Here is a 22,390-nt window from a genome sequence, read left to right as displayed (position 1 = left end):
GCATTGGAGTCGATGTTCAGGCTGTCACCAGCGTCTGCTTGCGTGCCAGCACTTCGGCATACACGGCAGCTACGCCGGCAGCCATGCTACGATCGGAATATCGCGTTACTTGTCGCTCGTAGGCGCTCTCGCGCAATGCTTGCGCGTTTTCCTCGCCGCGTACCAGGCGACCGATTGCGGCCGCCAGGTCGTCCGGGTTGCCCGGCTCGACGATCAATCCGTCTTGTCCGTCGCGGATGACTTCGGGAATGCCCTCCACGCCGCTACCGATGATGGGTACGCCATTGGCCATGGCTTCGAGAATCACCATGGGCAATCCTTCGCGCAGCACGCTGGGCATGACGAATAGATCCATTGCCGCCAACTCGGACGAGACGTCCTCGCGGAAGCCTCGCCACTCGACGGCGCCGGCAAGACCCAAATCTTCGGCCAGCTTGTGCATCCGCTCTTCGTACACTGTTGTTTCAAACGGTCCGACAATCCGCAGACGTAGGGGCAACCCCTGCGTACGTCCGCGCGCGGCGGCTTCGAGCAGTACCTCGAGCCCCTTACGTTCGCGAAAGAGGGCCACGGTGCCGACGGTCCAGGGGCCAGTTGGCATGCACTTGTCAGAGAGTTGATCGACCGCGGGAACGCCGTTGGGAACGATTGTCAGTCGATCGTCACGGACACCGCCGCGGCGGGCATAGGCGGCGATTCCCTGCGACACGGCGATTACCGCGTCGGCGCGACGAAAACCAAATCTTTCGACCACGGCACTGATTCCATCGCGCAGGTCTCGCAATGTATCGGGCGTGGCCGCGCTATGAATATGGTGTACGAGCGCCGCACCCGACATCTTCGCTGCCAGGCTGCCCAGCAATGCCGATCTCGACGTGTGGGTGTGAATGATATCGTAGCCGCCCTCCTTCACGAGTCGCGCCATCGCTAATACTGGTCGCAGATCCAGCCGCGATCGCATTGGCAGGACGTGCAAGGGCGACATTTGAGAGCAGCGTGCTGCGGCGAAACGTCCGGGCTTCAGACAGGCAAAGCCGACGTCGAACCCCTCGTCTGGCAATCGCAGGGCCAGCAGATCTTGGACGCGCTCGGCTCCCGCGTAGTGTTCGCCGTTGATGACGTGTAGAACGCGAAGTCTCTTGCCAAACGTCTCTCTCGGCGCCGCGACCGGGGCGTGGTCGAGTACACCGATCGCGCCGCCCAACAGGGCGGCGGAAGACAGCGTTGCCATTTCGTCTGGGGGCGACAGACTGCTCATCAATAGGCACCTTTGCAACTGAGGACGCAAAGCGGCGTGCGAACCAGCAAAATCAGATCGGTCCACAACCCTTGCCGCCGCAAATACCACAGATCCATGCGAACTAAATCTTTGAAAGCTACGTCGCTGCGCCCGCTGACTTGCCACAAGCAGGTCAGGCCGGGCTTGAGGGCAAATCGTAATCGGGCGCGTCCCCTGCATTTCAGCGCTTCGTGCGTCGGCAGCGGCCGCGGCCCGACCAGCGACATCTCACCCCGCAAGATGTTCCACAGTTGCGGCATCTCGTCGATGCTGAATGAACGCAAGAATCGTCCGAAGCGTGTCACGCGTGGATCGCGCTTGTTCTTGAAGATGGGGCCGTCCTTTTCGTTCGTTACCAGGTGTTGAACTTGATCGGCATCAATCCGCATGGTGCGAAGCTTGTAAAGCATGAAGCGCCGACCACACAGCCCGATTCTCTCCTGGCGAAACAACGGTCTTCCGCGGGTGGTAACCAGCAACACACCCAGCGCCGGAAGGATCACCGGCGAGAACAATGCTAGCGCCGCGAGAGAGCCGATGATGTCCATCGCCCGCTTAATGAATAGATACGTCACAGTGCGATTGCCGCACGGCCTGAGGTCGGAAAAATCGGCTGTGTCGCCGGTTCTCTCGGACGCCCCACGGTATTGGCTGCCAGGCTTGGATCGCCTGGCGTGTGGCAGCGCAATGCTCGTCGCCGCGGCACCGCTTCCCCAATTCAGCGGTTGCGATTCGGGTTCGAACGTATGTGACGAATTCTCGAATGACATGCCTTGCTCCTGTTGTGTCGCTCTTTGCGCCACGACCCCCTAGTGCGAGCTAGTCGCGACTGTCGGCGGAGGGAAAAGCAAGGCACGTGCCTGGATTCTTCGCGAGTTGGTCTCCCGTGCGTCAAGTTGTTGCAGGCTCGATCGTTCCGATCACAACTCACTCAATCACGTCGCGCTTTGCGCGCGGAATTGTTGAGCACAGGCAACAATCGCGAACTTCGCGCGTTGCACGGATTCACCGCCATAGATCGAGGCGCATCGCGCGTGGTGAAAAGTCGACAGGGGCGCGCGAGACTTGGCCGTGATGCAGGTGTGCGGAAATGCGCGATTTTACGGATTCAGCGCGCCGCGCGGTCGGAAATGAGAACCAGCGGCCTGCGCACGCTCGTCTAGATCCGGCATGCAGCGCGCTGCACGACGTCGTGGCGCACGGTGCTAGACATCGCCGAGACCCCGGCGGCGTCTCGGCGGCATTGATATCGCGGCGCAGACACGCGATAGATGCACTAAAAGTGGCGCATCGACTGCGTGGGTGGAGCGCATTGAGAGAGCGCGCAAACGCCTAAGACGTGGCAATCGGCGTCGTTCCGGCCGCCGCCATATGGCGGATTAGTACGCCGGATGCGCCTTGATGGCTACCGGCTGACGCTGCAGGGCCGTGGCGGCCGCAGGGGCGACCAGGCCGCAAGTCATGCCCGCGATGTAGAACAACAGCGAGTTGTCGATGGGCGTATAGGACAACTCGTGGAAGACAGCTTGCACACAATAGATGGGTAGCGCGCCTAACAACAAAGCACCCTGGGCGCGTGCCCAGGAAGGCGATCGTGGATCGCGATACAGCCGCCAGCCTTGGCGTGCAAACCAGCCAAGCATGGTCAGGAACAAACTCAAGCCGACGATCCCGGTCTCAGTCAAAATGCTTAACAGCGTATTGTGATGCGACCAGGTGCGAATCGTCTGCAGCTTCAAATCGGTCTCGCGGTCGTCGAGGTAAGGAAGCTTGCCTTCCTCGAAGGTGCCGAATCCGCTACCCAGCAGCGGATGGTCTAGAAACATCATCCATGACACATAGACGAAGCTCACCCGGGCCTCGGCGGACTCCTTGGTTCCGGCGGCGGAAAATTCGCGTTCGAATGCCAGGATTTGCTCGAATTTCGAGGCTCCGACTACCAGCCCGGCGGTGGCAGCTCCGGCCAGCACCCATTTGCGCCAGGCCACGGGCAGCAGCAAGCCCAGTACAGTCATCAGGCCAAGTCCGACGCCGATCCACACACTACGCGTGTACGTCAAGTAAATGCCGAGTGCGTAGACCGGCAGTAACAACATCAACAGCAACTGACCAGGCCGAGACGATCGAATGCCGACCACCACGGCGCTTAGCAGGCAGATTCCCAGCGTGAGACCCATGCTGACCGATTGCAACATCGGACCTCGGGCCCGTCCAAAGTGAATGCCGAGCTTCGGATCGGCGATGTGCTTGGGAAACACGAGACCCCACTGGGCCGTCACTTCCAGCACGGCCATTACAGCCAGATAAATGCCGAATGCGCCTAGCGCGATCTGAATTCTGCGCGAGGTCGCTTCCGAAAGCGGCGCTTGCCGGCCAATCCAATAGACCGCGATCGGCATCGCGTAACCGCCTAGTAGCCGATAAGCCGATACGAGCAACTGCTTCGAGCTCGATTCACCAATCGACATGGCGAAACTCACCATGAACAGCCCAAGCAGGCTGAAGGCCAGCATATCCCCGGTGTCGATAGGCTTAAGAGGTACGCGCCCCAGTCGCCATTGCAAGACGAAGGCCAACGCCAACACGACCATTACGACACGGTCGATCGTCAACGGCAGCGGTCCCACGTGAAAGCTAGCGAAGTAGAAGCCAAAGCAGGCCGCCGAAAGCAGATAGGCCAGGCAGCCGGCATGCAGCGAACCGCGCACCAGCAGAATGCCGCCCCAAATCGAGCCCGCCACAGCGAGGATAAGTATCAAGTCGATCATGCGCAGGTCGCAATTCGAGGTTGGTAAAGAACGTCACGGCGGCCGTCGCTACGAATGCGACGGCCGCCGTGATCACCCGTGAGAGTGTCGATGCGACAGTAGCTATTCGTGCGCGGAGCTGACCGGTTCGTTGGTTCGTTGTAAAGCTTCGCTGAAAGATAGCCCCCTCCGAAGCTGGCGTCCGGCTTCTTGCCGGCGGCGGGCGTTGGATTCGCGGTCTTCGGGGTATGTCGGATTTGCCGATGATGCGGTGGGTACTGGTTGTAGCGTCAGGAACAGCACGCCCAGCCCGCAAATTAAGCCCCCCACGACACCGGCCGCGATCAGCATGGCGCGGCTCGGTCCGGTCGGCTGCACGCCGGCATCGGGCGTGTCGATGGGGGTAATCACACTAGAGATTTGCGCCGCGGCTTTGGCTCCGCGAGCCGCCGCCAGATCGCGCTGCGAAGCTTCGAGCAACAGCGTGCGATGCTTCACGGCGGCCGACAGATTGGCGTATTTGCCGCGCACCGTGGCGATCCGCTCCAAACGCAGTTTCTCGCCGGCCAGCCGTTCTTGCAAAGCCGTCACGTGAGCCGAAGTGAGCTGTAAATTGGCCTCGACGCCTTGGCTGGCCGAGGCGATTTCGTCGTGCAGATTGTGGCGAATCTCGATCTCGGAATTGCGGGCCGCCCGGGCCATGGGATGCTCTTCGGCCAGTCGACCCACCAAATCGGCCGACTTCAGCTGTGCATCGACCAGCCCTTCCTTCAGCCGTCGCAAAGCGGGTTGCGAATCGAGCAGCCGGTTGGGCGTGGCCAGCAGTTTTTCCGGATCTAGTTGCGCGGCGGTCAGCAGTTTGAGCAGCTCGCGATCGTTGCGTTCTTCGTTCTGGGCGCGACGGAGCTCGTTTTCGATTTCCACGGTGCGGCGGCGAATATCGCTGTCGCCCGAGGGCAATTCCTGCAGATTACGTAGTTCCGAAAGGTCTTCGCCGACCGATTTTTCCAGCTCGGCCATACTGGCGGTCGCTACCTCGAGATCGCTTTCGTTCACGGCCACGGCCTTGGCCAATTCGTCGATCATGCTCTGCGCGCGATCGGACCGCAAACGCTGCAAGGCGATTTGCAATTGTTCGGCCACGGCGGCGGACAGTTGCTCGGCGCGGATACGATCTTCCGCTTTGACTTTGATGTAGAACATCTCGGTCGCGCCCAGCTCGACCCCCTTGGGAGGCGTCACCTTGACCGAGCGTCGCAAATCGACCACGTCCTGGGGTGTGGGCCAGGTCGCGGCGTCGTGATCGCCGGCTGGCGGTCCGACCTTGGCTAGCGCGCCGGCCAGAACGCCGTTGCTCTTGCCGAGTTCGAGGACTGTTTCTTGCTTGGTTTTCAGCTCTTCGGGATAGCGGAACTTGCCCAGCGATTCTTGATTGCCGGCCGCTTCGTTGCGCAACACGAACGGCTGCGTGGCTTCCCACACGTCGGGCTTGACCGCCGCGTAGACGCCGACCAGCCCCGCGATCACGACCGCCGGCAGCAGCACGCGACGCGGATGCCCGACAAGAGCGCGAATAAAATCCGCCGGACTGGCAAACGGATGGGTTGCACTGGACATGACGAATGTTCCTCTACGAGTATTCTCAGCAAGTAATGCGTTTACCCCTAGGCAGAAAAGTTTATGTCATAACCGGCGCTCATGCTGCCGACGATCGTCGCCCCGCCGCAAAATGTTCGATTGTGCCGCAAGAAGCAGCTGTCAGCCCGTAAAGACCGCATCACACGACTAGGCAAGACCCGAGTGGTGCAACCTGATAACCGCGCTCTCTAGTACAAGCCGAACTGTCACGACCAACGGCGGTACAGAACCTCGCGTATTGCAGCAACGTCGACTTCCTGCGTCCGGCCTGACCCTGTCAGTGACCTAGAGAACTAGTAGAGATACGCGGCATCGCCCTCCGGTGGGCAACGGGTGTGATGCCCCGCGCCGACGGCCCCTCGCGATGAGGGAATTACAGCTTCGCAACCCGATTCAATCTCTCGAATATCACATGGCCTTCTTCAAAAACATTCTCGGCAGCCTGTTCTCCTCAAAGGCCGGATCGCTTACCGACGAGGTGTTCATTCCCGTGCTGGCGATGCGGACCCTCATCGCTCGTGAGCGGTCGCGCTGCGATCGTACCAAATCGACATTCAGTCTATTGACACTGACGCTGGCCACGACGCCGTCGGATAAAGAGCTCGTGGCGATCGGGCGCGCCTTGCGAGAACGGTTGCGCGAGACCGACGACCTGGGCCTGATGGGACAAGGACGCCTGGGCGTGATTCTGCCCGACACCGCCGCCGAGGGTGCCTGGAAGGTGGCTTCCAACCTGCGCGACGGCCTGTTTGCCAAGGATCGGCAGCCGAAGTTGCAGGTGTACGTCTATTCGGGAGATCGGTCCGATCTAGAGAGTGAAGCCACTCCGGACGAAATCGAAACGGAAAAAATGTATGTCGCCCAAGCCATGGAAGTGCTGTTCATGCAGCCATTGCCGGCCTGGAAGCGAGGCCTGGACATCGTCGGTGCGTTCGTCGGCCTGACAATTGCCGCGCCGGTCATGCTGGTGGCGGCTACGGCGATCAAGATCACGTCACCAGGTCCCGTGTTTTTCACGCAACGGCGCGATACGATCAGCGGGCGCCCCTTCAAGATCTACAAATTTCGCACGATGTGCGTGGACGCCGAAAGCCAGAAGGCCGAGTTGCGTGCTCGGAGCGAGCAGGATGGTCCGGCCTTTAAGATGGCCAAGGACCCGCGGGTAACCTCTCTCGGCCGCCTGCTGCGTAAGACGAGCATTGACGAACTTCCCCAGCTATTCAACGTGCTGCTGGGCGACATGTCGCTGGTCGGCCCGCGGCCGCTACCGTGCGATGAATCGAACCGTTGCGAGGCCTGGCAGCGACGTCGGCTCGATGTCACGCCTGGCTTGACCTGCATCTGGCAGGTGCGAGGACGATCGAAAGTTTCGTTTTCGGAATGGGCCCGCATGGACGTGGAATACATCCGGTCGCGCTCTTTGCTCTCGGACCTGAAGTTGATCCTGAAGACGATTCCCGCTGTGTTGTTCCGTCGCGGCGCATGCTGAACCAGTGGCGGATTCCGCCGGTCATCTAGCGCGAGCGAATCTTCACGACATCTAGTGTGCGACCGCGCCGCAGCCGGGCTCGGGATTCAGCGAAACACCCGGCGGATAGTTCTTGGCCGAGGTGAAGTCGCGCAGCGCCTGGCAATTGATCAACGTCGACATGTTTTCCTTGGAAGCGGCCTGGTAGCTGCGGTGCAAGGCCTCGCGGAGTTCCTCGGGCGTACGCACATATTCGCCGCGCGCGCCCAGGCCTTGGGCCATCTGGTCGTAGCGAAGGTTCTCCTGAAACAGATACATGTGCATCGATCGGGCTGAGGAAACAGCGCTCGGCCACATTCCCCAGGAGTCGTTGTTGTAAATGATGCCGATGACGGGAATCTTGTACTTCGCCGCGGTATCCAGCTCGAACAGGCTGTAGGCGATTCCTGCGTCGCTACTCACGCAAACCGTCGGCGCGCCTTTGTAGGGAGCCTGTGGACCCACCCCGCGCTGCACGGCGGCGCTCGCTCCAATCATCATGGCAAGGTCAGGGCCAATGGCACCGTACTGGTACGGGCAAACAATGCCTTGCCCCGGACGGTATGCCCGTTGCCAGCGGCCGGCATGCACACCAATAGTCCAACCCCCCGCGCCCATCACCGTCTGCTTGGGATCGATCTCTCCTTTGTAGAAGAAGTCGTGTACTTCCTTACAGAGCACGGCAGGATGCAGATGATTCGTATCGTGGCTGTACTTCAATCCCAGCTCGTACTGATCGTTGAGCATCTTGTCGTACTTTTGCCGCGCGGTCGCGAGCTCGTTGACCCAGGCTTCTCGCTTGCGACTCGGCAGCAAATCGGCCAGAGCTTCGAGGAAGGCCTTCTCGCTGCTGACGATTCCCAGGTCGAGCGGCCAATTCCGCCCCAAGTCTTCCGGCACCGGATGAACCCGGATCGTTTTGATGTCCGGGTTGAAGCGATATTCGCCCGGAGTCGGCATGCAATACTGGCCAACGAAGATGACCAGGTCCGCGCTCATCATCGCGTCAGGCGTTAACGCACCGGAAAGGCGGTGGTCGTCGGGAAAATGTCCGCGCGTCGGACCCGATGTGACCACGGCCAATTCGTTTTTCTCGGCGGCCTTCAGCAGCGCTTCCCAAGCCTTGTTCTGGAACACGCCCTGTCCCGCCACGAGCAGCGGCCGTTCGGCGCGACTGATCAAATCGAGTGCCTTTTCGACGTCTTTAGCGGCAGGTTGCGGTTGCGACTCGCTGCGATATTTGTCTTTGGCGTAATAATCTTTCAGCTTCGTAGGGTCATTGAAGCGGGCGCGAGCCACTTCGCCGGGAAAATCCAAATGCACCGGGCTGGGGACGCCCGATTTCAAGTTGCGGAACGCGTAGGCTCCATATTCCCAGACTCGATCCGGCGCGATCAATCGTTTGCCGTATTTCTTCATTCCGGTTGTCAGCGGCTGCTGGTAGCCCGTCTGAATGAACGTCTCGCGGTCGTCGCCGGCTATCTGCATGTTGCTGGCCAGCACCAAGAGCGGCGTGCGCGCGGCCGCCGCCGAGGCGATGTTCATGATCATGTTGGTCAAGCCCGGCCCCTCGGTTCCTGAGCAAGCCGTGACTTCGCCCGTGGCGCGCGAGAATCCGTCGGCGGCCGCGCACATCGAACCTTCACACCGCCCGCCATAGCTGGGCACACCCGCCGCGGCCAGGGCGTTGATGACGGTATAATTGCCCGGACAGCAGAACAGCGCGGCCAGTTCTTCTTCCTTGCAGAGCGTGGCGAAGACCTCGGCACCTGTCATGCCAGGACCTTCAAACGAACCCGGCTTGGCCGGTTCCTTCACGGATTCCGTTATTTCTTTGGGAATTGTGATCGAAGGGATACTGGCTGCGGGCACTCCGGCCTTGGTCTCGGTCACAATACCGGCGACGATGGCACCGGCCCCGGCGGCCGAGGAAAGCAGAAAGGATCTGCGGGAGGGATCGACAGCGTGTTGCTCGGCCTGCTCGGCTTTACGGTTCTTCATGGTTGGGTTCCGCCTTGGCTCCCCGCAGGGAGCGGTTAATTGGACTTGGCTTCCTGTAGCTTCGGTCGCTCGGCATCGGGCCACAGGCTGCGCAGAAAATTCACCATGTGCCAAAGGTCCTCTTCCTTTTCCACCTTTTGACTAAACGGAGGCATGGCTTCGCCCGCGCCATCGCGAATGCTACGGAAAACTTCTCCCTCGGTCGTGCCGCTTTTCCACAGCTTGGGCTCAGTCAGATCCGTGGCGTTCGCCACGACGTCCACCAGCGACTTGCCGTCGGCGCCGTGGCATTCCGTACAATCGCGTGTGTACAGCGTCTTGCCGCGCGCGATCGATGCTTTGCTAAAAGGGACCGGCGACTTGAGCTTGCGCGCCGCTTCCATTGTCAGGCGCCCGTCTTCTTTCTTCTGGGCCGGCTTGTCCTCAGACTGGGCGGTTGTCGCGGCCACCAGCGCGCCCGATGTCGCCAACAGGCACAGCAGGATCCGCGGCATCGCTCGCTCCCACATCAGATTTTCCCCTTTTGATCGTGTCACGTGCCAAGCCTTATTTCAGGCCGCATTTGTCGCGCGATAAATCCGGTCGCGCCGTCACATGCGGTCGGGGTCGAGGTCAAACGTTTCGACCAGGTATTCGAAGTAGTTGCCGTCGGCCAGGAACGTCATATAGATTTCGTGTACGAGATGAATCAACTTCTGCACGCCATAGGCGACGTCGCCATCTATGACTGTCAGCACCAGCGAAATATTGCCGTCACGGTTGTAGGTGCGAACTTGCGCCCGCCGGATGTCGATGCGACGGTGACCTGGTAAGTCGGCGGACTGCCGTGCTTTGATAAACGCCTTCAAATCCTGGTACATCGTCGAGTCTGCGGGAACGCCGGTCAATACTTGGGGCAGGCGTAGCGTGCCTTTCGAGGTATCGAAGGCCAACTCGAAGACGCGTCCACGATGCCAGGCAATCCGGAAAATCGCCTTGCTGCCGGCCACCGCCCCTCGGCTGAATCCCTGGAAAACGCGTCGTTCGGCATAAACGGTCAGCGCCGCGGCCACGACTTCGACGGCAGATTGCCTCGCTTTTGTCACATTCATATCCGACAGTCGCAGGGATCTTGTAAATACATGGCCGCGCCATGGGGCCGTGCCCCGGGCGATTCACCTATCTTAATGAGAACCATACCGGCAATGAACTGGGGAGCCGCCGGCAGTGGCGTTGTGATCTGACGGGCCTCACCAGAGCCCTGGCGAGGTTGCTTCCCTGCGGGGTGCGGGCCAGAATGGCGAGCAAATGTGTTGATTCGCACAAAACGGCCGCCAGGGGGCTAGGGTTAGAAAGTTCCCTCGCAAAGCATGGCGACCTCCAAGGAGCGTTGATGACCGAAACTGCTACCGCCTCGGAAAGGAATCCGCAGGCACATTTCACCGCCGTTCCAACCCATCCTCCTGGCGTCGTGCTGGCAACGCGGCCGATTACGGTATTGCTGATCGATGACCAGGCGATTGTCGGGGAGTCGGTGCGGCACATGCTCGCGCCAGAGTCCGACATTGTATTCCACTACTGTCAGGATCCTTCCAAGGCGATCGACACGGCTAACGCCGTCCAACCGACTGTGATCCTGCAGGATCTGGTCATGCCAGATATCGACGGCTTGCAGCTCGTGAAGTTCTTTCGCGCCAATAAAGCCACGCGCGAAACCCCGATGATTGTGTTGTCGAGTAAAGAGGAGCCGACCATCAAGGCCCAGGCTTTCGCATTGGGTGCCAACGACTATCTGGTCAAGCTGCCGGATCGAATCGAGATTCTCGCGCGGATCCGCTATCACTCGCAGGCCTACATCAGCCGGCTGGAGCGCGACGAGGCGTTTCGCCAATTGGAGGAAAACCAACGGCAGCTTGCCGAAGAAGTGGCGCAAGCTGCCCGTTACGTGCAGTCGCTGCTTCCGGAGAAGACGACAACTTGCGGCGTGCAGGTGGACTGGCGCTTTGTTCCTTCGACGGCGCTGGGCGGAGATATGTTCGGTTACCATTGGCTAGACCCAGAGCATCTGGCCATTTATCTGCTCGATGTCAGCGGCCACGGTGTCGGCTCGTCGTTGTTGGCCGTGTCGGCCACGAATCTACTCTCGGCGCGATCGCTGCCGGATACCGATTTTTGCAACCCAGGCGAGGTCCTGTCGCGCTTGAACGATGTATTCCAGATGGAAAAGCAAAATGGCAAATACTTCACCATGTGGTACGGGGTCTATGAGCCGCCGACACGTTCGTTGGCCTTCAGCAACGCAGGGCATCCTCCGGCACTTTTATATAACGGGCCCTCGGCAGCCGAGGCGCAGCTCGAGAAGCTCGAATCCGACGGTCTGGCGATCGGCATGATCGACGGCATGCCCTACTCCACCACAACGGTCGCGCTGGATACGTTCGCCCGTTTGCTCGTCTATAGCGACGGCGTGTACGAGATCCAAAAGCCTGACGGCAATATGTGGCAACACGCGGATTTCGCGAACTTTATCAGCGGGTTGCGGGCCGAGGGAGAAGCGGTCGGCGACCGACTATTGGCCCACGTCCAAGAACTCGGTGGCACCACGATTTTGGAAGACGATTTCTCTGTTCTCGAAATCCAATTCTGAACCGCAATCCGGAAAGTAGGGACGTGCGGCCTGGGTGGCTTGTGCTGAGAAGGGCGAGCCCTGTCCCTCTCCAAAATTCCACGGCATTCCGTGAATTGTGCCGACCTGCCGGATACGGCTACCTACACTTGAGGGTGCTTTGGCCCGCGTTCGGAGCGGTACCCGTTTCGTTGTTTGCTTCCCGCGAAAGCGCCCTTATCCCTCGAGATCGAAGAATGTCCCTTTTCCGCGAAGCGACCATCAAGGCCAAGCTCTACGGCATTGTCCTGCTGAGCGCCATCGGTCTGGCGGCGGTATTGACATTGGCACTTTTCCTGTTGATGCGATTTGGCATCAACGGACCGCTCTACCAGAAGATCATGCTTCGCAAGTCGGCGATGGCCGAGTTCGAGCCGTGTACATTGTTCGTTGTCGAGCCTTACCTGACCTTGATCGAAATTATGGGGACGGACGACTCGGCCGAGCAGAAGGAACTAATGGCCGAGTTTTATCGGCGCGAAGAGCGGTGCCACGAGCGGCAAAGTTACTGGATGGATGCGCTGTTCGAGGGACCCGTGAAACAGGCCCTGCGCAACGAGGTGAATCCCTCCGTCGATAAATTCTTCCACATTGCGAATGATCAGTTTCTGCCGCTCATAGGGATACGTGACCACGAGGAACTTAAACAGGCGTTCGACACGACCATAGAACCGGCCTACACGGATCACCGAAAGGCCATCGACCGTGCCGTCAAACTAGGTCACGAGAGGACCGCCGCCGAACAAGAGGAAGCCGAGCATCAAGTGCGCTTCTGGGTCACGATGATGGTGATTCTGAGCGTGGGAACGATCTTGTTGGTGATCTTGCTGGGGCTGTATCTGGCATACGGCATCGTGCGGTCGACAGGGGCGCTCGTTTCCCGCATCAACGAAATGGCCAGTGGCGCAAGCGATCTGACCGCCCGCATAACGATCGAATCAAAGGACGAAATTGGCGAGCTAGGCCTGGGCATCAACGCCATGATTGCCAAGATTCACGCCGTGGTGGCCAAGGTCCGCGAGTCCAGCCTGCATTTGCTTTCGACGGCGTCGCAGATTGCCGCGACTTCGAAGCAGCAAGAAAACACCGTTCAAGATCTGAGTAGTTCGACCACCGAGATTGCCGCCGCCGTACGCGAGATTTCCGCGACGGGCAAGGAACTGTCCGGCACGATGAGCGAAGTGAACGAGCGTGCCAACCAAGCCGCCACATTGGCCGCCGCCGGCCGCTCCCGGCTGATTGATATGGAGTCGACCATGCAGCAGTTGGTCGAATCCACCGCCTCGATCTCGACGAAGCTGGCCCTGATCCGAGAAAAAGCGGACAATATCAATGTCGTGGTCACAACAATCACCAAGGTTGCCGATCAGACGAACCTGCTCTCGATCAATGCCGCCATCGAAGCCGAGAAAGCCGGTGAATACGGACGCGGGTTCCTGGTTGTGGCTCGCGAGATTCGGCGACTCGCCGATCAGACAGCCGTGGCGACCCTGGATATCGAGAATATGGTCCGACACATGCACGACGCGGTATCGGCCGGCGTGATGCAGATGGATAAGTTCAGCGAGGAAGTGCGGCTAGGCGTAGGACGCGTAGGTGAAATCAACAGTCAGATCGGCCAGATCACCGAGGAGGTGCGCACCGTCAGCGACCGGTTCCGACTGGTCAACGAAGGGATGCACAATCAGTCGATCGGTGCGGAGCAAATCAACGAAGCCATGCTGACCGTTTCTAGCGGTACAAAACAAACCGTGGCCTCGCTCGACGAATTCAACAAGGCCACGGCGCACCTGCGTGAGTCGGTGAAGTCGCTCAACGAGGAAATCGCGCAGTTCAAAACCTGATCGCAAACCCACGATGCTCGCGCTCACATTTCAAATCAGCCAAGAGCGGGTAGCACTCGACGTTCGTCGCATCGGTGAGGTGGTGCCGCGCGTCCCGTTGCAAAGGTCTGCCGACAGCCCGCTCTGGTTGGCCGGCACTTTCGTCTATCGCCAGAGCGTTGTCCCGGTAATTGACATGCACCGTTTGACAGGAGCAGGGGATTGTCCGACACAGCTCAGTAGCCGGATCATCGTGGTACCCTGGCAACATTCCGATTTGCCGTCGAGCTGGCTAGGGCTGTTGGCCTCGCACGTTTCCGAGATATGCGAGATTCAGGCGCCGCCGCACGCGCCACTCGGCAGGTCGCGTCCAGCAGAGCCGGATTTGGGACCAGCGATTATCGACCGAGGAGAGATCGTGCGCGTGCTCGACTTGGATCGCCTGATACCCGATGCCGTGCGGCAGCGCCTGGCGGGAGCGTGTTGCTCATGAGCCTGGCAAGCGTCATCGATCAGCTGCGCGAACGGATCGGACTCGATCCAGCATCCTTGGGACCCACGGTTATTCCCGTGGTGGTCGCAACACGGCAACGCGCGCTCGGTATCGCTAATCTGACGGCTTACGCGCAACATCTGAAACACGTTCCCGCGGAAATCGAGGCATTGGTCGACGAACTGGTGGTTCGCGAAACCTGGTTCTTTCGCGGCGGGGAATTATTTAGTTATCTGGCCAAGCAAATTCAAGATTCGGCTATGATCCGGCCCGCTGGAAAGCCGTTTCGCATTTTGAGCGTGCCGTGCAGCACTGGGGAAGAGCCCTACTCCCTGGCGATTGCGCTAGCCGAGTTGCACGTCCCACGCCGTGCATGGCACCTGGATGCCGTTGACATCAACAGTGCTCATCTGGAAAAAGCACGGCAGGGAAGATACGGCGCGTTTTCGTTCCGGCAGACGGACGGGGAACTGCGCAGCCGACACTTCGAAGCCAATGGCAATCAATGGCAGCTCGAGGAATCGCTCATCGCCTCGGTTCAATTCCAGCAGGGTAACTTAGTCGACGCCGACTTCCTGCGCGAGCAATTGCCGTACGACCTGATTTTCTGCCGTAACCTGTTGATCTATTTGCACAACACGGCGCGCCAAAAAGTCGCCGAGGTAGTGGACCGGCTGCTGGCTCCGCAGGGCCTCGTCTGCATGGGTCATGCCGAGCCGTTGAATTCCATCGATCACCGCTTTATCCACACGGGCCCAGATGGCTTCTTTTTGTTTTGTCGCGCAACGTCCGCCGCACGCCACGAGCCTCCGGCACGACCATTGCCCCACGTAGCAACGGAAATAGCCGTTCTCGATGGATCGATAAAAACCAAATCCGCGCCGCGGTCGCAGGTAAAGTCGACTCGGGCGCAACCGTCCGGCGCTGCCGCGCTGCCGGCATCTGACCCGTTATCCGTGGCCAAGAGCCATGCTGACGCAGGCCGACTCGATGCGGCTTGGGCCGAATGCCAAACGCAATTGTCCACAAACGGACCGACGGCCGAGCTCTATGCCATGTTGGGACTGATACACAAGGCCCGACAAGACGACGCCGAATCGAAGCGCTGCTTTGAGAAGGCGTTATATTTGCAGCCGGACCACGTCGAGGCGATCTGGCACCTGATGTTGCAATTCGAGCAAGAGGGGGCCCATGCGCAAGCGGCTCTCTTGCGCGATCGATTGCAGCGCGCGGGTGGCGGAGGTGAAGCGTGAGTACCCTGTCACCGGTCCTGAACGTACTCGCCGATTGCTGGAATCGTATCGGTGTGGCCGGCGATCGCAGCTGTCCAGAACTTACTCAATACGTACATTGCCATAATTGCCCCGTATTTGCCGCGGCTGGCCAGCGATTGCTGGACAGCCCGCCGCCCGCCAGCTATCTCGACGAGGCCAGGGAGCGGCTCGCGGCTGCTCCCGAGTCGGCAGCTGGTGAGTCGTACAGCGCGCTGGTCTTTCGCATGGGCGAAGAATGGCTGGCACTCCCCGTACAAATTTTGGTCGAAGTCCACCCGCTACGCCCTGTACACCGCGTGCCGCATCGTGGCGGGTTGCTGGCCGGGCTCGTGAACATTCGCGGCGAGCTGCAGCTCTGTGTGCGCTTCGATCAACTTTTGGGAATCTCTTCGCCTGGCGCACCCTCGCGATCCACGGACGGTAAGCAACGCGCAGAAGGTTCGCAGTCATCGGCCCCGCAGAGCAATACGGCATGGCTATTGGTAATTGATCTGGAGGCACAGCGGTGGGTGCTTCCCGTGGACGAAGTTGACCAGGTTTATCGATTTCCTGCTAATCAACTGACCCCCGCTCCCGCGACCGTGGCACGCTCCAGCGGTCGATTGTCGCGCGGCATGTTTGAATGGAAACAGCGGACGATCGGCTATCTGGACGACGCACGCTTGCTGCAAGCCCTGAGAACGAGGCTTATGTCATGACGGGCGGCGGCGAATTCTCATTGATCGATCTGTTTCAGGAGGAGGTCCGCGCCCATACAGCGGTCCTCAGCCAGGGTTTGCTAGCGTTGGAAGTCGACGCGGCGAATCCTCAACGCATCGAGCCGTTGATGCGCGGGGCGCATTCGATCAAGGGAGCCGCTCGCATCATCGGTATCGATCTGGCCGTTCAGTTAGCGCACGTCATGGAAGACGTGTTCGTCGCCGCTCAAGAGGGACGGATTCGCATATCTCCCACCGACATTGACGAACTGTTGCGCGGCACGGATATGCTGGCGGAATTAGCCGCAGTCTCAGATCCTTCGGCGTCGGCCTGGACGACCAAGCACACGGCTGAAATCGCCGATCTGCGCCATCGATTGACGGCCGTGGCCGAGGGGCGGCCGATGGCCGTCGCGTCATCTGCGCCCGCCACGAAGGCGATGTCTGACAGCATACAGCCGAACGACGCAGTCGATCCGAACGAAAGCCGCGGCGCTGGCGCGGCTCAGCGGCCGCCCCAATCGTTGGCCGCCGCTGGTCACGTACCATCGTGGCAAATGATCGACATACCGACCGGGCCGATCGTCCCCGCGGACGATTCCCCACTGTTGGATCTATTTCGCGAAGAAGTCCGCGGCAATTGTCTCTCGATCCAAATTGGCCTGCGAGGGTTAGCCGAGAATTCCCAGGACACAGCTCCGCTGGAGTCGCTCGCGAGTGCGGCGCGTGCCATCCGTGGCGCGGCGAAAATCGTCGGCATCGGACCTGCGGCGCAATTGGCCGAAGCGCTGGAGGCGACCTTCACCGTCGCATTTACGACTACGAAATCCGTCGACGTGCGCGCCTGGCACCCATTGCACAGCGCCGTCGAAATGCTGGTAGAACTGATTGCAATTCGTCCGGAGACTGTGCCGGAGTGGATTGCTCGTCGCGCGTCGGATGTGGCGGAAGTGTGTCGGTTGTTGTCCGTCGCGCCGATCGACTCGGCGCCCGCCATCACCTTGCCTGCCGCTTCCACTGCTGCAACTACCCAGGCCATCGCCGGCGAGGAGAAAGTGCCGTCGACAGAGGCAGACGCTCGCATGCACGCCGAGGCATCTATTGCTCAGGCGGTGGCGGGTTCGAGCGATGAGTCGCTGATCGTGCCGCAGGCGGCAGCTGCCGCGCCCATCGCTGCGGAACCGGCGGCAGCGGTGGTGCGCGTTTCGGCGCAAAGTCTGAATCGCCTAATGGGGTTGGCCGGCGAGTCGCTAGTGCAGGCGCGGTGGCTACAGCCTTTTTCCACGTCCCTGCTGAAGCTGAAAAAACATCAGGACCATCTAGCCGGACTGTTGGACAGCCTGTCACAGACTCTTCCCACGCAGGGCGCGGCCGAGGAAGTAGTCGTGCTGGTCGACGAAGTGCGCCGTCGCACGGCGCACTGCCGCCAGGTTCTGGCCGAACGAATGATAGAGTTTGATGATCATGCGGCGCAGGCCGAAGATCTCAATAGCCGGCTTTACCGCGAGGTAATCGTCAGCCGCATGCGGCCATTTGCGGATGGTGCGCACGGCTTTCCCCGTCTGGTGCGCGATATGGCCCGGCAGCTTGAGAAACAGGTCCGGCTCGAGATCGACGGTCTTGAGACCGAAGTCGATCGCGACGTGCTGGAGAAGCTGGAAGCGCCGTTGACGCACCTGTTGCGCAACGCCATCGACCATGGCATGGAAATGCCCGAGGAGCGCACAGCAGCCGGCAAGTCCGATTGTGGCGTGATTAAGCTCGAGGTTCATCATCGGGCGGGCATGCTCGCGGTCGCGGTCTCTGACGATGGGCGCGGGCTCGACCCCGACCTCATTCGCCGCAAAACCATCGAGCGGGGCCTGACAACGGCAGAAATGTCCAAGTCGATGTCGACCGCGGAAGTGCTCGAGTTCCTCTTCCTGCCTGGCTTTTCGACGGCGGAGAAACTTACGGAGTATTCCGGCCGCGGCGTGGGGCTCGATGTGGTTCAGCAAGCCGTGCGCCGCATCGGTGGTTCTGTGCGCGTTGATTCGCGTTTGGGAAAAGGAACCTCGTTTCATCTGCAATTGCCAATTACTCTATCGGTCTTGCGGGCCGTGGTGGTCGAAGTCGATGGCGAGCCATACGCTTTTCCGCACCATCGCATCGATCGGTTGATCCGGGTTCCTGCCTCATCGTTACGTTCACTGGAAAACCGGCAGTTCCTGGTCGTAGACGGAGAGAATATCGGCGTCGTCCTGGCGGCCCAGATTCTGGGCATGAACACTACTGTCCCCCAGACACCAGACCTGACCGTCGTACTTGTCAGCGATTCCGTCGGACAATACGGATTGATTATCGATGCGTTTCGTGGCGAGCAAGACCTGGTGGTTCGTCCGCTCGACGCGCGGCTGGGCAAGGTGCCTAACATCAGCGCCGCGGCCGTGCTCGACGATGGTTCCCCGGTGTTGATTGCGGATGTCGAAGACTTGATCCGTTCTATGGATCATTACATCCAGCGCGGCGCGCTGCGGCGTTACGAGCGCGAAAGCGCGACGCGTGGTCCAAGCAAGCGCGTATTGGTCGTCGACGACTCAATTACCGTGCGGGAAGTAGAAAGACAGATCCTGCGCAACCAAGGTTACGATGTCACGGTCGCCGTCGATGGTCAGGAGGGGTGGAACATCGTTCGCTCTGAAGTCTTCGACCTGGTGATCTCGGATGTCGATATGCCGCGGATGAATGGTTTGGAACTGGTGCGCATGATTCGCAACGAAGTCTCCTTGCGCAACCTGCCCGTCATCATCGTGTCGTACAAAGAGCGCGCAGAGGACCGCCTGCGGGGACTGGAAGTCGGGGCCAACTACTATTTGACGAAGAGCAGCTTTCACGACGATACTTTCCTGCAGGCAGTCAGAGATTGCGTCGGCGAGGCCTAGTGAGGTTCGCACTTGGCCGCAGGAACTACGTAGGACTCCGTTAGGAATGCGTATCGCAATTGTCAACGACCTGGCCCTGGCACGCGAAGTATTGCGTCGCATCGTGCTCTCTGCGCCCGAGCATACCATCGCCTGGCTGGCCGAAAACGGCGCCGAAGCCGTGCGCCGCGCAGCCCAGGATCGCCCCGACATTATTCTGATGGACCTGGTCATGCCGGTGATGGACGGCGTCGAAGCCACGCGGCAAATCATGGCCGCCACGCCTTGCCCGATCTTGCTTGTTACCTCGAGCGTGACGGGCAACCTCAACCAGGTTTATGCCGCGATGGGCGAGGGAGGGCTGGACGCCGTGAACACACCGACGTTCGGTCCGGACGGCAAGGTCCGAGACGGCGAGGCGATCTTGGCGCGAATCGCCAAGCTAGCGCGCACGCAGCAGTTTTCCACTCTGCGCGCGGAGCCCAGCAAATTATTCAGTGCCCACTCTGCCACTTCGGAAAACGTTCCGTCGCAACCGCGGCCCTCGATAGTCGCGTTGGGCGCGTCGACGGGTGGTCCCGAGGCGGTCGCACAGATCTTGTCCGCGTTGCCGCCAGACTGTCCGGCGGCCGTGCTGGTCGTTCAACATATTGCCGCCGAGTTTGCCCCGGGTCTGGCAAGCTGGTTGGCGAGCCGATCGCGGCTTCCGGTTCGGCTCGCTCGGCAACGCGACGAGCCTACGCCCGGGATCGTGCTGCTGGCTGGTACGGACGACAATCTAGTGCTGCAGCGCGATCAGCGTCTGAGCTATACGTCGGAGCCGGCCAATTACCCATATCGGCCGTCGATCGATGCGTTATTCTCCAGCCTGGCACGTTACTGGCCTGGCAGTGGTGTCGCTGTGCTGCTCACCGGCATGGGATCAGACGGGGCGCGGGGGATGCAGCTGTTGCAACAAGCCAGTTGGTACACGGTCGCGCAAGATCAGGCGACGAGCGTCGTCTACGGCATGCCCAAAGCAGCGGTCGATCTCAAGGCGGTCCGCCAATGTCTGCCGCTCGCCGACATCGCCGCGGAAATCACCGTGCAACTTGCCCGGCAGCAAAGTGCCCGCTCGCGCGCCTGAGCTGTGCGTCGTCCGTGGCCGCGTCGCAATCATACCAGAGCGCTAGGGAGCTGGAATCGCCGCGGGCGGTGCGCTCGGTAGCGAATTCGGCAGTGGGCTTGGCGCTGTGATTGGCGGCACCGTCGGCGGGATGCTCGGGGGGGCATTGGACGGCGTATTCGACGGTGCGTTTGGCGGCTGTGCGTTGGGCAGCACAGGTGGTGGCACTGGTAATTGTGTCGAGGACTGACCCGTCGGCGTCGGAATCGCTTCCTGCGATTTGTCTGTCGTTTCAGGAGTGCTGTTCGGCGCTGCGAGTGCCACCTCGGGTAATGCTTGTGGGTTGTCGAGGCGCAGCTCCCAACCCCCTCCCAAGGCGCGATAGACGTTGATCAATCCGGTCGCGATCTGACCGCGCGCTTGCGCCAACAAGTTTTGCTGCTGGACCAATTGCAACTCGAGCACAGCCACACGATTGAAGTCGACTTGGCCCCCCTGGTATTGCGCCAGTGAAATATCTACCGCGTTTTGAGCCGCTTCTACGGCTTCAGACTGCGATTTTGTCTGTTCCTGCGACTCGAGGAACGTGACCAGTCCGTCTTCGGCCTCTTCGGCCGCGTTCAAGACTGCCATCTGATAGTCGACGACCAGCTGCTGAAACAGCGCATTCTGTGCCCGGACGTTATTAAGGATGCGACCGTAGTTAAGAATGTTCCACGAATAAGAGGGGCCGACGATGCCCGAGAACGATCCGGGGTCGATCAGGTTATGAAAGCTTTGACTGGAGTAGTCGAGCGTGCCTACGAGCGAAATATGCGGATAGAACTCCGCCTCGGCGATGCCGATCTGCGCGGATTGGGCAGCGGCCGCGCGCTCGGCGGCACGCACGTCGGGCCGGCGACGCAGCAGGTCGGCGGGAATGCCGACGACCACGTCGCGAGGCGCCGTGGGGATTTGCCCCGGGCCGATCCGCTTCTGCAAGTCCTCGGGCGGCATTCCCATCAGAATGCAGAGTCGGTTGTTGGCCTGTCGCAGACTGATCTTCAGGCCCGGGATCTGGGCCTCGGTAGCCTTCATGACAGTCTTGGCCTGTTCCACATCGAGACGCGTGGCCGTGCCCCCTTGGAATCGCGCATCGGCCAGCACCAGGGTCTGGTATTGCAGCTGCACGTTTTTCTGCGTCAGCTCAATCTCGCGTTCGAGCGTGCGGATTTGCACGTAAGCGGCGGCAACATCGCCGAGCAGCGTTACCAGCACGCCATCGTATCCTTCGACAGAGACGTTCAAGCGCGCGTCGGCTGCTTCGATCATGCGACGGAAGCGGCCCCAAAAGTCAATCTCCCAGGCCAGGTTGAAACCGTAGTCCCATTGATCGTAGTACCGCTTGGCAATGAAGCTACGGTTGGCGGTGTTCCTAGTCGCGGCTTCGCGAAGGAAGTCGCCATTCATGGTCTGCGTTTGTGGGAAAAACAACCCGACGGCAATTCCTAATTGGGCGCGGGCTTGAAGCACGCGGAAGCCGGCGTCGCGCAAAGTCAGGTTCTGCCGGTAGGCCGTGTCGATCAGCGAATTGAGCACAGGATCGTTAAAGACCGTCCACCAGTTTCGCAGGCTCACTTCCTGCGACCGAACGCGTGGGTCGGCCGCATCGATCCATTGTGATGCTACCGGAGCTGGCGGTCGCCGATAGTTCGGGCCGACCTTTAGGCCGTTGCGGATATAGTCGCGCCAGGGAGTGCAACCCGCGGCAGCCAACAACGGGAGCAGTAACGATAGGACCCACCACGGCCGACGGAATTGCCGACGTTCTTTCCCCACGTCCACGGCGGGGCGCAAGGCTCGGAATGCCGGGGTGTACGTGCTCACGTGGTTGTGATCCAAGGTTCGCACGGCCCCACGCCCGCGAACGGCCAACAAGACTCCCCGGCGGTAATATCGGCACAATCGCTACTGCTTCCCCGACCAAATTATTTACGAACGTTTTCCTAGGCCACCGAGATTGCGCGGTTGGGTGCCAGGCGGCTATCGGTCGCCCGGATCACTGGCCTGCGGTGCGGACCTGTGAGCAAGCATCGATAGCGTTCAATCGCCGGACCGAACTGAAGCACCATTTTTTGCGACGCTCGGTCACACGGATCGCGGAATTCTTTGACCGGATAGTCAGCGACAACCGTCGGTAGACGCTTTCGCTCGGCCCGCGAGTTTTTTCATTCGATCCCGAGAGACCACGCCGATTCCATGATTCTGAACGCCCAAGATCCAGCGAACGAAAATGTAAGGT

At 60.3% G+C, this 22,390-nt stretch carries 16 protein-coding genes; 8 read left to right on the top strand and 8 right to left on the bottom strand.

The window, feature by feature from the left end; translation table 11 throughout:
• Positions 1-16: 16 nt before the first annotated feature.
• The 4 genes from VGG64_07385 to VGG64_07370 all read right to left on the bottom strand — a co-directional run bounded on the left by VGG64_07385 (position 17) and on the right by VGG64_07370 (position 5,643).
• Entirely contained in the window at positions 17-1,258 is a 1,242-nt protein-coding gene (locus VGG64_07385) for a glycosyltransferase family 4 protein (GenBank protein ID HEY1599408.1), read from the bottom strand.
• Complete coding sequence (locus VGG64_07380; protein ID HEY1599407.1) at positions 1,258-2,049, bottom strand: sugar transferase; 792 nt, start codon at positions 2,047-2,049, stop codon at positions 1,258-1,260. The genes VGG64_07385 and VGG64_07380 overlap by 1 nt, the downstream gene beginning before the upstream one ends.
• Before the next feature lie 609 nt (positions 2,050-2,658).
• On the bottom strand, positions 2,659-4,047 hold the full coding sequence (locus VGG64_07375; GenBank protein HEY1599406.1) for an O-antigen ligase family protein: 1,389 nt from the start codon (positions 4,045-4,047) through the stop codon (positions 2,659-2,661).
• 102 nt (positions 4,048-4,149) lie between these two features.
• A complete protein-coding gene (locus VGG64_07370; protein ID HEY1599405.1) occupies positions 4,150-5,643 on the bottom strand; it encodes a hypothetical protein in 1,494 nt (497 codons plus the stop codon).
• Between the two features lie 385 nt (positions 5,644-6,028).
• On the opposite strand from VGG64_07370, the gene VGG64_07365 reads away from it, so the two are divergent.
• Positions 6,029-7,153: a sugar transferase gene (locus tag VGG64_07365; protein ID HEY1599404.1), complete on the top strand. Its 1,125-nt coding sequence runs from the start codon at positions 6,029-6,031 to the stop codon at positions 7,151-7,153.
• A gap of 51 nt (positions 7,154-7,204) precedes the next feature.
• Here the strand turns inward: VGG64_07365 and VGG64_07360 are convergent, their stop codons facing one another.
• The 3 genes from VGG64_07360 to VGG64_07350 all read right to left on the bottom strand — a co-directional run bounded on the left by VGG64_07360 (position 7,205) and on the right by VGG64_07350 (position 10,263).
• Positions 7,205-9,172, bottom strand: coding sequence for a thiamine pyrophosphate-binding protein (locus VGG64_07360; GenBank protein HEY1599403.1), 1,968 nt, complete (start codon positions 9,170-9,172; stop codon positions 7,205-7,207).
• A 35-nt stretch (positions 9,173-9,207) separates the two neighbouring features.
• Positions 9,208-9,681 (bottom strand): cytochrome c, encoded by a 474-nt coding sequence (locus VGG64_07355; protein HEY1599402.1) that lies wholly within the window; start codon positions 9,679-9,681, stop codon positions 9,208-9,210.
• 81 nt (positions 9,682-9,762) lie between these two features.
• Positions 9,763-10,263 (bottom strand): hypothetical protein, encoded by a 501-nt coding sequence (locus VGG64_07350; protein ID HEY1599401.1) that lies wholly within the window; start codon positions 10,261-10,263, stop codon positions 9,763-9,765.
• Between the two features lie 281 nt (positions 10,264-10,544).
• Here VGG64_07350 and VGG64_07345 point away from each other — a divergent pair, with 281 nt between their 5' ends.
• The 7 genes from VGG64_07345 (at position 10,545) to cheB (ending at position 20,130) form a co-directional block, all read left to right on the top strand.
• A complete protein-coding gene (locus VGG64_07345; protein ID HEY1599400.1) occupies positions 10,545-11,798 on the top strand; it encodes a fused response regulator/phosphatase in 1,254 nt (417 codons plus the stop codon).
• A 215-nt stretch (positions 11,799-12,013) separates the two neighbouring features.
• Positions 12,014-13,660 (top strand): methyl-accepting chemotaxis protein, encoded by a 1,647-nt coding sequence (locus VGG64_07340; GenBank protein ID HEY1599399.1) that lies wholly within the window; start codon positions 12,014-12,016, stop codon positions 13,658-13,660.
• Positions 13,661-13,673: 13 nt separating this feature from the next.
• Positions 13,674-14,132, top strand: a complete 459-nt coding sequence (locus tag VGG64_07335) for a chemotaxis protein CheW (GenBank protein ID HEY1599398.1) — start codon at positions 13,674-13,676, stop codon at positions 14,130-14,132.
• Positions 14,129-15,385 (top strand): CheR family methyltransferase, encoded by a 1,257-nt coding sequence (locus tag VGG64_07330; protein HEY1599397.1) that lies wholly within the window; start codon positions 14,129-14,131, stop codon positions 15,383-15,385. The genes VGG64_07335 and VGG64_07330 overlap by 4 nt, the downstream gene beginning before the upstream one ends.
• Positions 15,382-16,104 carry a chemotaxis protein CheW gene (locus VGG64_07325; protein HEY1599396.1) on the top strand — a complete coding sequence of 241 codons (723 nt, stop codon included), beginning with the start codon at positions 15,382-15,384 and terminating at the stop codon, positions 16,102-16,104. Before VGG64_07330 ends, VGG64_07325 begins: the two co-directional genes overlap by 4 nt.
• Complete coding sequence (locus VGG64_07320) at positions 16,101-19,025, top strand: hybrid sensor histidine kinase/response regulator (protein HEY1599395.1); 2,925 nt, start codon at positions 16,101-16,103, stop codon at positions 19,023-19,025. The genes VGG64_07325 and VGG64_07320 overlap by 4 nt, the downstream gene beginning before the upstream one ends.
• A gap of 46 nt (positions 19,026-19,071) precedes the next feature.
• On the top strand, positions 19,072-20,130 hold the full coding sequence (cheB, locus tag VGG64_07315) for a chemotaxis-specific protein-glutamate methyltransferase CheB (protein HEY1599394.1): 1,059 nt from the start codon (positions 19,072-19,074) through the stop codon (positions 20,128-20,130).
• A 42-nt stretch (positions 20,131-20,172) separates the two neighbouring features.
• On the opposite strand, the gene VGG64_07310 is transcribed toward cheB, so the two are convergent.
• Positions 20,173-21,975 carry an efflux transporter outer membrane subunit gene (locus VGG64_07310; GenBank protein HEY1599393.1) on the bottom strand — a complete coding sequence of 601 codons (1,803 nt, stop codon included), beginning with the start codon at positions 21,973-21,975 and terminating at the stop codon, positions 20,173-20,175.
• Positions 21,976-22,390 lie beyond the last annotated feature (415 nt).

It is taken from the genome of Pirellulales bacterium (genome assembly GCA_036490175.1).
In the GTDB taxonomy this organism is placed as follows: domain Bacteria; phylum Planctomycetota; class Planctomycetia; order Pirellulales; family JACPPG01; genus JACPPG01.
This window is presented reverse-complemented; position numbering and strand designations above follow the sequence as displayed.